We start from the raw sequence: 12,845 nt of genomic DNA on the forward strand, positions 1-12,845 counted from the left end.
TTTTATAATACATCTCTGCAAAATTACAATATCATCTTAAAAATATTATTCTAATTTGACTTCAGCTCCTGCTTCTACCAATTTCTTTTGAATATCTTCAGCTTCTTTGCGGCTAATTCCTTCTTTAATAACACGATTATTATTTTGTTCTTTATCCGATATTAGTTTGTTGGCTTGCATAACTTGGAGACCAGTAATTTGCATAACAGCCTTTATAACATTTATTTTCTTACTATCATCAAATTTTGTTACAATAACTTTAAATGTTTTTGTTTCTTGTTCGTCATTAGCTTCTGCCTGTTTAGAATTTGACTGAACAGACGATAAACTAGAAAGATCAATACCAAATTCTTCTTGCAAGCCATTTACTAACTCATTAATTTCTGATAAAGTCATTTTTTTTATAGCTTCAATGAAATCTTTTCTATTAAGTTTATCCATTTATAATACTCCTGCTTCTTTTTTTAAAATTTTTATTATAATTTTGTCTTATTATGATTTATTAAAACTAAAAACTATCTGAATAATAATTATTGTATTAGGATCTAAAAATCTTATAATTCTCTTTTTTGGTTTACTATAATCTTTAATAAGATTAACATTTTTTTGACAATAATCAACAAACTCGACATTAACATTACTAACAAATCTTTTCTTGAAGGCAAATTAGCTAACTCTTGAATCATAGTTGAGGAATAAATTTTATGTTCTACCAAACCAGAAGAAATTTTTAAATACTTATTAGTTTTAGTAAAGTGAGATAAAATCTTTAATGGCGCAATTATATCATCATTTTCACTCAATAATAAAGCCTTCGAATGCTTAAAATCAGCTAATTCGCTGTAATTAAAAGAATTCAAAGACCTTTTAATTATATTATTTGAAAATAACTTAATCATACAGCCTTCTAAACTTCTTAACTGTCGACGTAGTGTTTCTAAATCGCTCACTTTAAGTTTTTGATATTCAAATAAAACAACTAATTTTGATTTATTGATTAATTGGCATAATAAATCAACATTCTTAGTTTTTTGTTGAATAATAGGTTTTAACATATATTACGGATCCTTTTTTTTATTCAATTAACAGCAAGCAACACTAGACTAAAAAAATAATTTTCAATCATTTCAAAAATATTTTATGTTTTTGTACAATTATCTAATTGAAATACAATCGACTTTAATGCCTGGGGACATAGTTGAAGAAAGTGTTACATTTTTAATAAAGTTCCCCTTCACTGTTTTAGGTTTTATAGATAATAAATGTTCGTATAAAAATTTAAAATTATCTATTAGTTGATCTAGACTAAAAGAAACTTTTCCTAAAATAGTATGAAGATTCCCTGCTTTATCAGTTTTATATTCTATTCTGCCTTTTTTGATTTCTTGCACTATTTTAAAAATTTCATTAGTTACAGTTCCTAACTTAGGATTGGGCATTAGTCCTTTAGGCCCTAAAATACGCCCTAATTTAGATATACCTGACATTAATTCCGGAGTAGCTACTAAAACATCAAATTCTAACCAATTGGCAGTAATTTTATCAATTAAGTCTTGGTCACCGATATAATCAGCTTTAGCCTCCTTAGCTTCTTTGGCTTGCCCCCCTTTGGCCAAAACAGCTACTTTTAATTTTTTACCACTACCATGAGGCAAAACTAAAGCACCGCGAAGATTTTGTTCCAGCTGCTTAGTGTTTAAATTTAAAGCAAAATTACATTCTACAGTAGAATCAAATTGAGTAATTTGAGTTTTTTTTACCAATTCAATAGCATCAGTAAATGCATATAATTTGTGAAAATTAATCATCTGACACATAGATAAATACTTTTTACTTCTTTTCATAAATAACCTTAACCTTTTCTTTACATGACATAAACCATTTTTAAAAAACTAATATTATAAAGAATTGTAATCGTTATTCTTTTTCTACTGTAATTCCCATGTTAACAGCAGTACCTTCTATGATTTTAGAAGCATTTTCTAATGAATAAGCGTTCAAATCTGACATTTTTAATTTAGCTATGTCTCTTATTTGGTTGTACTTAATAATTGCTACTTTTATCTTTCCTGTATCAGAAGACCCTTTAGAAATGTTAACAGCTTTTTTTAAAAGATCACTAGCTGGCGGCGTTTTAAGAACAAAATCAAAACTTTTATCTTCATAAACAGAAATTACAACAGGAACTATAAAATCTTTTTTATCTTTAGTAGCTTCGTTAAAACGAGAACAAAAAGACGGAATATTAACTTGTGCTTGTCCTAGAGCTGGACCTACTGGGGGAGCTGGATTAGCTTTACCTGCAAGTATTTGTAATTTAACAGTTTTTACAATTTTTTTAGCCATTTTGACACCAATCTTTACTTCTTATAATTAGAATTTTACTATTATTATTTATATCAATTGAATAGGATAAAATACGTCAAATGATTTTTCAACAAATAATAACATTTAGAGATAAACTAAAAAAAACAAAATATCGAAAATTAAAACAATATCTAGGACATTATAACATAACTAGTGAACAAAAAAACAATTCAAAAAAGAAATTAATTAATTAATTTCTTTAAAAGAAGCAAAAGAAATTTCAATTGGAGTTGATCTTCCAAACAAATCAATTTCTACAATTATTTTATCTTGATCGTAATCAACAAATGATACTCTACCTTGTTGTCCAGTGAAAGAACCGTTAATAATCTCAATCTGACGATTAATTAAATAATCATAGTTAGGTTTAGCAATAACTCCTACTTTTAATAAAATAGGTTTTATTTCGTTCTCACTAAGAGGCGTAGGTATAGAACGTTTCCCTTTTTTCATAGAAGAACCTAAAAAACCAATCACTTTCGGAATACTTTTAACAATATACCAAGAATTATCAGTCATAACCATTTTAATAAAAATATACCCAGGATACATTTCTTTTAATTTTTCTTTTTCTTTTTTAAGACCATTACCTCCTCTTATTTTTAAATTTTTTTCTTTAGGACAAATCACTTGTAAAATCAAATTATGTGTTATACCACTACCATTAGAAATTCTTAATAAATCTTCTTTTACAGAATTTTCATAACCAGAATAAGTCTGAATAATATACCATTTAGCTTCACAATCATTATTTTTAGTTATTTCATCATTCATTATATTATGACCTTTTCGAATTTGTTCTTTTTTTATAAATACCATTATATGTCACCCTAAATAATTTAAATTGATTCTTATTCATAAATTTTAATATCTTTTTATTGTATATATTTTTTCAAATTTATAATATGATTTTCATAAAAATACTGACAAAAATTAAGAAACAAAATCAAAATTATCATAAAAATAAAAACTTGAATAATTTTAATTATAATTTGTTTTTTAGTAGGAAAACTAACCAAATGAACATTTTGAATAATTTTTTTTATAAAAGGAAAAAGCCCAAACAGAAAAACTATAACATCTAAAATCAACCCAATCTTATATAAACTACTATTCTCTGGATAACTATGAATTAAATCGCAAAAAAAACCCATATAAAAAATAGAAAAAATAATCAAAAAAATATTAACTACGCGATATTCTGTCTGAATTATGCGTAACAACGGATTTATGTTTTTTTCTTCTCTATTTTTATATACCATTAGAACCCCACCTCTTTTACCTGGATTATATTTATTTAGATTCCTCATGCAGAATATGTTTTTTACAATAAGAGCAATATTTTCTTAAAACTAAACGATTATTACGATTATGAGCATTTACGCGGTAATTACGACTTAAACAAACTACACATATTAAAGTATTTTTTCTAGCCATTACATAACCCTTTTCATGATATAAGAAATTATTAAATTGCATAAACATAAATTATATTAATTATTCTAACATACATTTCTTTAAAGAAAAGAAATATAAAATTATATGAAGAGTTTATACGAAGTTAACTCACATATAAAAGCTAAAAAGTATTATAGCTGCAGACACACTTACATTCAAGGAATTTATTTGACCTTTCATAGGAATTTTAGCTAATAAATCACAATTTTTTTTTAATAGAGGCCTTATACCCATGCCTTCATTCCCTAAAATAATTGCTAAAGACTTAGATTTGGGGATTTGGTTAAAACATAAATCAGCTTTAGCATCAGTGCCTATAATCATAATTCGGTACTGTTTTAATTGTAGAATAGTTTGATGCAAATTTTTCACTAAAAAAATATTTACATACTCTAAAGCACCACTAGATGTTTTTGCCACTGTGCCATTAATAAGAATTTGATTTCTTCTTCCTATAATTATACCATCAAAATCAGTTGCTTCAATAGTTCTTAAAATAGCACCGAAATTATGAGGATCATGTATTTCATCTAAAATTAAAAATTTTATATTATGAGATGAACGTTTCAAATAATCTGATAAATCACAATAAGAATAATCTTCTACTTCTGCAATAACTCCTTGATGGTTCTTATCTTTTGCTTTTTCATTTAATTGATGTTTGTTTAACAAGATATAACCAGAATAATTTTTTTGCAAAAAATTCAAAAAAGAAATATCTTTCATTTTAATGTCTATATACATTTTATAAATGTGTCTATTAGCTTTTATTGCTTCTTTTATTATATTTTTGCCATAAATTATCATTGCAAATAATCTTTCCTCGGATCTTCTTTACTTATTTACTTATTTTTCCAAGAATTAAATTCTGACAAAATCGTATTTTTGTAAATAAACCAAATAACCCCCCCAAAAATGAATGATAAATAATATAATAAAAAAATTGGAGATGAATAAATTATCTCTAACAAACTATGTAAACTAGACTTAAATACGTTTTTGGGCCAAAAAAAGAAATAACCTAGAAGACAAAAAAATAAAATCATAGAACTAAACAAGAGTATTTTAGATTTATTAAAAGGTAAACAATTTTTAAATAAAATATTTGCAAAAATAAAAGAAGTGATAAAAAACATGAAACAGGAAACTTGTTGATTTCTAGTTTGATTCATAGGAAATGCATATAATAAAAAAATATAGTGCAAACCAATAAACAAAGCATAAAATGATGATGCTTTTACAATACTTCTAATAAAATATGGATTTAATTTTTTATCATTTAGTTCAAAAGATAAGAAAAAAGAAGGAATGCCAATAAAAAAGATATCAATTAAATTGAATTGTAAAGGCGCAAATGGAAAAAACATATTGTTACGAAAAAACCAGTTATTAAATATAGTAACAACAGCTAGCAAAAAGGACAAAATACATTTAGTAAAAAAAGCAACCGCATTCTTTTCTAAATTGTTAATAACTCTTCTTCCTTCCGCCATAACTTGCGGTAGAGAAGCAAACTTAGAGTCTATTAATACCAAGTTAGCAATATTTTGAGCCACTTTACTGCCAGATGCCATAGCAATTGACATGTCTGATTCTTTAAAAGCTAAAATATCATTAACCCCATCGCCAATCATAGCTACTCTATTGTTATTTTTTCTTAAACTACTAATTAAAATTTGTTTTTGTTCAGGAGTAGCTCGTCCAAAAACATCATAATCAAAAGCTAAACTAGCAATTTGTTGCGAACTTAAATTAGTAAGATCAACAGATTGTTCGCTAGAAATAATAAGCCCAATACGTTTAGCAATATGAGAAATAGTTAAATAACTATCACCTGAAATAATTTTGATCTTAATGCCAAGTTTTTGAAAATATTTAATAGTAGATGAAACATCCTTCCTTATTTTGTCTTCTAACAATATTAAAGATAGAATTCGGAAATCAGTATTATTAGTATTTATATTGTCTAGAGTAGAATTTGTTTGAGCTAATAGTAGTACACGGTAACCTAACTTGGTATTTTTTTCTACGTCTTCTTTAATCTTAACAAACTGATTTTTCAAAATAAATTCTGGCGCTCCTAAAACAAATGTTCCTTTTTGATCAAATTCTACTGCGCTATACTTTCTTAAACTAGAAAAATACTGAAAATTCTTGATTTTATAAGAAGATGAATTAATGTTTTTAGAACATAAAAATTCACAATTTAAAGCATTTTGTGTAGGATTATTATTAGGAAAAACTTTGATAATATTAGCAATTAATGTATTGAATTCTAGCTCTATATTTTCATAAAATAAAATTTTCTTAACTTTCATAGTGCCATCTGTAATAGTCCCTGTTTTATCTAAACACAAAAAGTTTATTTGTGCTAACATTTCGATACCAAATAAATCTTTCATATAAGCATTTTTTTGGCTTAATCTAATTAGGCCAATAACAGAAGTTAAACTCATTAAAAGCATTAACCCCGAAGGCATCATACCTAATATAAACCCACATAGACCAAGCATAAAATCATGATCTATTATGTAGATTCCTGGGTGCAAAGAAAGTAATAACATGGTAAAAGTAGGTATCAATAAAAAAATAATTAACAATACTAAATTAGAAAAAGTCTTCATTAAAGGAGTCTGAATTTTTTTATATTTCTTAACTTTTTTAGTTAGCTGAGATATATACGTATTGCCGCAAACAGCTATAACTTTAACACAAGCTTTGCCTGAAATAATGTAACTACCAGAATACAAGAAATCTCTTTCTTTTTTCAATACAGGTTTAGATTCTCCTGTTAAGAAAGATTCGTCAACTTCTAAATTACCCTCTATTATAACAGAATCAGCAGCAATTTGTGAACCTGACTCTAGGTATAAAATATCCTCTAGTACAACATTGTTAATAGGAATTACAACCAATTTGCCATCTCTAATTACATTAGCATTATCAGATACGAACAAAGAAATTTTATCTAAAGTTTTTTTAGCTCTTGTCTCTTGAATAACACTAATTAGAAAATTTAAAAAATTAACAAATAAAAAAAATAATTGTTCATAACGTTTAATCTTAATGATAATAGTTACTAGCATTATAACTAATAAGTTCAAAAAAGTAAACAAATTGCTAAAAACTATGTCTTTTACAGTTTTGTTAGTGTTATTTATTTTATTATTTTTCTTCTGTTCGTGTAATTTTTTAGTTGCTTCTGCTTGACTTATGCCTTTAAATTTAGACAAAAATTTCCTTTTTTCAGTTAAATTATTAAATTGAAAATCATTACTACTATCCTTGTTCATAACAAAAAAACTACTTACCTACCAACTTTATAATAACTTAATTAAATTATTTATTTATAAATATGCAAATATAATTAAAAATAATTTAGAAAATAATCCCTCTAATAAAATTGTTCCAAAAATTTTAAATAATACCTTCTTTTTTTAAAATATTTCTATAAAAATCAGCTTTAGCAAAAGCTTTGTTTCTTCTATAATTTTGCCATAAATAATAAGATTTAATCAAGTCTTTAGTAATTTTTTTTAAAATAATTTGCATATCTAAACACTGAAATAGATAAATTAGTGTATTTTGTAATTCAGCTAATTTTTCTAAATCCAAATTTTGTCGACTAATTTGTTTAAATAATTCATCTATTAAAGTAATAATATTAGGTGTATTAAAATCATTTTTCATCATAGAATGAAATTTTTCTATATATAAAGAGTTAATCTTAGAATTATTAATTTTATGAATAACTAACTGAAAGTGATTTTTATTCAAAGTGTTAATCATCTTTATATACTTCGTTTGAAATGATTTCATCAAAGAATCGCTATAATTAATAGGTTTTAAATAATGATAAGAACAAAAAAATAATTTAATTACGTTAGATTCAAAAATTTGCAACAAATCTTTGGCTAAAACAATATTATGCAAAGATTTGCTCATTTTCTGTTTTTGATAATTAACGTGACCTACGTGCATAAAAAAATTAGCTAAAGGTTTATTTTCGCTAGCTAGGAATTGTGCTTGTTCATTTTCATGGTGAGGAAATTTCAAATCATTTCCTCCTCCGTGAATATCAATGGTTTGTTGAAAAATTTCTTTTATCATAACAACACATTCAGTATGCCAACCCGGTCTACCAACAAACCAAGGACTCTCATATTGGATACCAATATCAGTTTTTTTCCATAAAATAAAATCTTCAAAATTTTCTTTTTGTGAATCCAATGTTTTTCTAACATTTTGTTTTAACTTACTTAATCTCTGTTTGCTTAGACAACCGTAATTATGAATAGAACTAACTTTAAAATAAACTCCTTGATCGGTTAAATAAGCGTATTTTTTTTGAATTAATAATTCAATGTATGTAATAATTTTGTTTATATAATCAGTAGCTAAAGGTAATTTATCTATCATATTAATTTCTAATTGTGTAAGTAAAACGAAAAAAGAATTAATATATTCACTGGATATTTGTTTTTCAGTTTTATTATTTAATAAAGCTATTTCAATAATTTTGTCATCCAAATCTGTTATATTTATTACTAAATTAACTTGAAACCCCAAAAGAAGAAAATATTTTTTCACCATATGAAAAAAGACCAAAGACCTAATATTACCTATATGTAAATGGTTATAAACAGTGGGGCCACAAACATAAATGTTAATTTTTTTCTTGTTTAAAGAATAAAAAAATTCTTTAGAACAAGATAAAGAATTATAAATTTTCAACATTATAAACCTTTTTACTTTATAAAATAAAGATAATGTATTTATTATTAAAACAAATATACAATTTAAACAAATGATATAACATTTAAGTTAGATCAGAATATCTAATTCGAAAAACAGTATCATTGTATCTTACCATTTATGTTTAAAACTAGAGTTGATTGTATATTATTCAAAACTTTTTTTTTACCCAATAACTCTAAATAAACAAATAGATCAGGTCCATATTTTTTATGGGTGCAAACAATTCGTGTTATGCGAAACATTGTTTTAATATTTATATCTAGTTGTTGAGCCAGTTTATCAACAATCATTTTGATCGAATAAGATTCTAAATTATCTAGTTTATTTAACAAATGGTACAAAAAATTAGCTACTTCAACTCCTTTATTTATTCTTAAAAAAGCAATACAATCTTCAGTAATTTTATTTTCATTTTTAAAAAATAAGTAATAGAGATCAACTATTTCTTTGATATAATGAATCCTATCTTTAAATAAAAGAATCATTTTTGTTAACCATTCAAATTTTAAAAAAATATCACTTTTTTTTAAAAAAAAATTTGCTTTGTCAACAAGTTCTGAAAATGGCATATTTCTTAAATGTTGTTTGTTAATAAAAGATAACTTGGCAACATCGAAAACAGCAGAAGATTTTATAAATCTTTCCTGATTAAATAAAGCAATGATTTCTTCCGAAGAAAAAATTGTTTGATTACTTTTAGGTGAAAAACCTAAAAGAAATAAAAAATTAAATAAAGATTCTGGTAAATAACCTAAATCAATATATTTTTCTACAAATTGATCTGTGCTAGTATCTCTCTTGCTTAGTTTTTTTTTATTTTCATTTAAAATTAAAGACATATGAGCAAAAAATGGTATTTGCCACCCAAATGCTTGATAAATCATAATTTGTTTAGGAGTATTAGTTATATGTTCTTCACCTCTTAAAACATGAGAAATTTGCATTAAATAATCATCTATAGCAGCTGCATAATTATAAGTGGGATAACCATTTTCTTTAATTATAATCCAATCTTCTATATCTTTGCTCTCAAAACACAATCGCCCTCTTATTAAGTCATCAAATTCGTATTTTTGCTGCAAAGGGACTTTAAAACGAACCACAAATTTATTAATACTATCTTGTTGGTACTCTTTATAAGCTAATCCTTTATCTAATAAAATTTTAGTATATTTCTGATAAATATGAAGCCTTTCTGATTGGCGATAAGGACCTAATAATCCTCCAATATCAGGGCCTTCAACCCACTTAATGCCTAACCATTTCAACTGAGATAATTGTTTCATTTCGCTATTTGTAACATGTCTCACTAAGTCTGTATCTTCTATACGAATAATGAGACAACCTTTGTAACGACAAGCGAATAAATAATTAAATAAAGCTGTTCTAGCATTACCAATATGTAATCCATCCCCCGTAGGACTAGGAGCATAACGTAATCTTATTGTCGATTTCATTTTATATCTCCTTTTCGGTCTTAATTTAAATTGAGCGCAGATAATTTATTTATTCCGATTTCAACAAATAAAAAAATGTTTCAAGTTAACTTATTTCAAGAACAAACAACAAAAAGAGAGTCTATTTATTCTTAAAAAGACTCTCTTAAAATTAAATCAAGAGACTATAAAACTAAAAAAATCATAACTATTGATTTAACGTTTAGAAAATTGAGGACGAGCACGAGACTTTCTATGACCAGGTTTTTTGCGTTCAACTACTCGAGAGTCTCTAGTTAAGAAACCAGCTTTTTTTAAAATACTTCTTGAATGAGGTTCTGCTTTTAATAATGATCTAGCAATTCCTAAACGAATAGCACCAGCCTGTGACGTTATACCACCACCATTAACGCTTACTATGATATTATATTGCTCCAGCTTGTCGATTAATTTTAAAGGTTTTAAAATTTCGAAACGATTTTCTGCAGAAAGAATGTAATTATGAAAATCTCTCTTATTAATTTTTATAATACCAGACCCTGAAGTTAAAATAGTTCTCGCAACAGAACTTTTACGTCTACCAGTACCGAAATATTGCACTACATTCATCCTAATTTACACCTCTAAAAATTTTGGTTTTTGCGAATTATGTTTCTTAAAAGAATTGTCAGAATAAACAAATAATTTTTTACGTATTTGACGCCCCAATTTATTATGCGGTAACATACCAAAAATAGCTTTTTCGACAACTTTGTTAGGAAATTTTTTCATCATCTCATTAACTGTTTTTTGAGTTAAACCTCCAGGATAACCTGAATGCCTATAATAAATTTTTTGTTTGTACTTCGAACCTGTTAAGTGTACTTTGTTGGCATTAATTACAATTACATAATCACCATTGTCTATATGGGAAGTGTAGTATGTCTTATTTTTCCCTTTTAGAACAGAAGCAATTTTAGTTGCAAATCTACCTAAAGTTTTACCCTGGGCATCCGCTATATACCAACATCTTTTAACCATTTTATCATTAGCACTAAACGTAAAATTATTTGATTTTAAATCTTCTTTTTTTGATAATCCTTCGTTCATACAACCCCACCTTAATCTAATCGTCAGATAAATAGCAAATAAAGCAAATAATCAAGTATAAAGAAAAAAAGCTGGTATTCTCACATTTGTATTGCATGGTTATAGCTACATGACAAAACTGATGAATAATAATGATAATTAAAATGCAATACAACACGACGGCAACGCTAATGAACGTGCGTATCGTTAGATATTTATATATTTAATATATGAAACTACATCTTTATTTGGTATTTTATCAGATTAAGATTATAATGTCAAGCTTTTATTATATAAACAAACAAATAAATAAATAAAAAATAATTAATAACTCAGTTAATAAATTTTTTTTAATTAATAACTCAGTTAATAAATTTTTTTTCAAATAGCCAATGGAATAATAATGTCATGTTCATTAATCTACTATGATCAAAATATTAATAAGTTTATGAACATTTATTTAGTTAATATTTAGATTAAAAAATACCATATATGGAGCGAATGACGGGAATCGAACCCGTATATCTAGCTTGGAAGGCTAGAGTAATAACCGTTATACGACATTCGCATTTCATCTTGAAATTAATTTTAGATTATGAATGGTCGGGAAGACAGGATTTGAACCCGCGACCTCCTGGTCCCAAACCAGGCGCTATACCAAGCTAAGCTACTTCCCGACTTTTTATGGTTTCTTACAAAAAGTAATTGCTACAAAATAATTATAAAATCCCACTAATTTTAATGGCACACCCAAGAGGATTTGAACCCCTAACCTTCTGAATGCGGATAGAAATATTGCGCCTTGTTTAAATAAATCAGGTTTCAATATGCCCCCCCCCAAACCGGACAGGCCAGTCTCCTGGCATCCGGCTTTCCAAGTGCAACTTGCAAAAGGGCATCAACCTTTCCAAGTTTAGATATAGATCAAACTAGCTTGAGTAATGTCACTTGTCACTTTATTACGGAGGTGTCAACACAACATCATTTGTCATATGAACCACTTTGTCCCATCAGTTATATTTCGAATTTATAAAGGAGGCACATAATGTTTCCAAATAACAGGGTGTTTACACCTTAATTCAGCTGATCTTTGAAAATAAAGCTTGATCTCATCTCTCTACCGTCCTTCGCCTTGTAAATGGCTTTCCCATTTGCCTTGGTTGGGCATTACTCCAACGACTACTATGTTGGTTCTGCAACCATGATCCTATTCAGCTACTACTTAGCATAGACTAAATGGATGTACTATTTTTTAGTCTTGGATGTTAGGTTTTCCTAGGTAGCTATAAATGTTAGGCAAATGATAAATAGCGGTTGGAGACTTATGATAGAGTTAATAACAAATTCTCTTGTCTTAAAATTAAAAAGAGTCGTTATTTGCTCTGGGTTTAGATGATACAAAAAATTACTTTCTGTTTTTGATAATATTATAAATATCTACGAATAACATATTTACAACTCAAATCATCTATCTTAGGTATATTTGGATTATATCGTTAACCTTCCCTAAGGTTTCTGAATTACCACCCTTTTCAGCTCTTTACCATTACATAATGGTTCAACCTTGTTTTATCTTGTCTCGCGATTAGCATAGAGAAAACAATAAACTTATTGTTAACGATTTTAATCTCTTAATCACTTTACGGATATGCTTTGGTCCCTTTTGTTTTTTCAAACTCAGGTTAATCCGTTACTTCTTCCCATTATCATGAGGAACGAGGTGCCTTAATCCTCTTTCATTTACGCCCGAACTAGCGC

General features: G+C 26.7%; 13 protein-coding genes and 2 tRNA genes. All 15 read right to left on the reverse strand.

Features of this window, described 5'->3' with window-relative positions; genetic code table 11:
- Positions 1-45: 45 nt before the first annotated feature.
- The 15 genes from rplL to OC680_RS01725 all read right to left on the reverse strand — a co-directional run bounded on the left by rplL (position 46) and on the right by OC680_RS01725 (position 11,764).
- Positions 46-441: a 50S ribosomal protein L7/L12 gene (gene rplL, locus OC680_RS01655; protein WP_304515384.1), complete on the reverse strand. Its 396-nt coding sequence runs from the start codon at positions 439-441 to the stop codon at positions 46-48.
- A gap of 113 nt (positions 442-554) precedes the next feature.
- A complete protein-coding gene (gene rplJ, locus OC680_RS01660; RefSeq protein ID WP_304515385.1) occupies positions 555-1,055 on the reverse strand; it encodes a 50S ribosomal protein L10 in 501 nt (166 codons plus the stop codon).
- Between the two features lie 99 nt (positions 1,056-1,154).
- Positions 1,155-1,844, reverse strand: a complete 690-nt coding sequence (rplA, locus tag OC680_RS01665) for a 50S ribosomal protein L1 (protein WP_304515386.1) — start codon at positions 1,842-1,844, stop codon at positions 1,155-1,157.
- Between the two features lie 73 nt (positions 1,845-1,917).
- Positions 1,918-2,346, reverse strand: coding sequence for a 50S ribosomal protein L11 (gene rplK / locus OC680_RS01670; RefSeq protein WP_304515387.1), 429 nt, complete (start codon positions 2,344-2,346; stop codon positions 1,918-1,920).
- A gap of 207 nt (positions 2,347-2,553) precedes the next feature.
- Positions 2,554-3,186 carry a transcription termination/antitermination protein NusG gene (gene nusG, locus OC680_RS01675; protein WP_304515388.1) on the reverse strand — a complete coding sequence of 211 codons (633 nt, stop codon included), beginning with the start codon at positions 3,184-3,186 and terminating at the stop codon, positions 2,554-2,556.
- A gap of 56 nt (positions 3,187-3,242) precedes the next feature.
- Entirely contained in the window at positions 3,243-3,629 is a 387-nt protein-coding gene (gene secE, locus OC680_RS01680; protein ID WP_304515389.1) for a preprotein translocase subunit SecE, read from the reverse strand.
- Positions 3,630-3,660: 31 nt separating this feature from the next.
- Positions 3,661-3,804 (reverse strand): 50S ribosomal protein L33, encoded by a 144-nt coding sequence (gene rpmG / locus OC680_RS01685; RefSeq protein WP_304515390.1) that lies wholly within the window; start codon positions 3,802-3,804, stop codon positions 3,661-3,663.
- A gap of 129 nt (positions 3,805-3,933) precedes the next feature.
- Entirely contained in the window at positions 3,934-4,632 is a 699-nt protein-coding gene (gene rlmB, locus OC680_RS01690; RefSeq protein ID WP_304515391.1) for a 23S rRNA (guanosine(2251)-2'-O)-methyltransferase RlmB, read from the reverse strand.
- Between the two features lie 35 nt (positions 4,633-4,667).
- Complete coding sequence (locus OC680_RS01695) at positions 4,668-7,118, reverse strand: HAD-IC family P-type ATPase (RefSeq protein WP_304515392.1); 2,451 nt, start codon at positions 7,116-7,118, stop codon at positions 4,668-4,670.
- A 124-nt stretch (positions 7,119-7,242) separates the two neighbouring features.
- A complete protein-coding gene (gene cysS, locus OC680_RS01700) occupies positions 7,243-8,562 on the reverse strand; it encodes a cysteine--tRNA ligase (protein ID WP_304515393.1) in 1,320 nt (439 codons plus the stop codon).
- Positions 8,563-8,681: 119 nt separating this feature from the next.
- Positions 8,682-10,040, reverse strand: coding sequence for a glutamate--tRNA ligase (gene gltX, locus OC680_RS01705; RefSeq protein ID WP_304515394.1), 1,359 nt, complete (start codon positions 10,038-10,040; stop codon positions 8,682-8,684).
- Positions 10,041-10,235: 195 nt separating this feature from the next.
- Positions 10,236-10,628, reverse strand: coding sequence for a 30S ribosomal protein S9 (rpsI, locus tag OC680_RS01710; RefSeq protein ID WP_304515395.1), 393 nt, complete (start codon positions 10,626-10,628; stop codon positions 10,236-10,238).
- A gap of 6 nt (positions 10,629-10,634) precedes the next feature.
- Positions 10,635-11,108, reverse strand: a complete 474-nt coding sequence (gene rplM, locus OC680_RS01715; RefSeq protein ID WP_420887958.1) for a 50S ribosomal protein L13 — start codon at positions 11,106-11,108, stop codon at positions 10,635-10,637.
- A gap of 472 nt (positions 11,109-11,580) precedes the next feature.
- A tRNA-Gly gene (locus tag OC680_RS01720) sits at positions 11,581-11,655 on the reverse strand.
- A gap of 32 nt (positions 11,656-11,687) precedes the next feature.
- Positions 11,688-11,764: transfer RNA gene (locus OC680_RS01725), tRNA-Pro, on the reverse strand.
- Positions 11,765-12,845 lie beyond the last annotated feature (1,081 nt).

It is taken from the genome of Candidatus Phytoplasma melaleucae (assembly GCF_030588185.1).
GTDB classification, from domain to species: Bacteria; Bacillota_I; Bacilli_A; order Acholeplasmatales; family Acholeplasmataceae; genus Phytoplasma; species Phytoplasma melaleucae.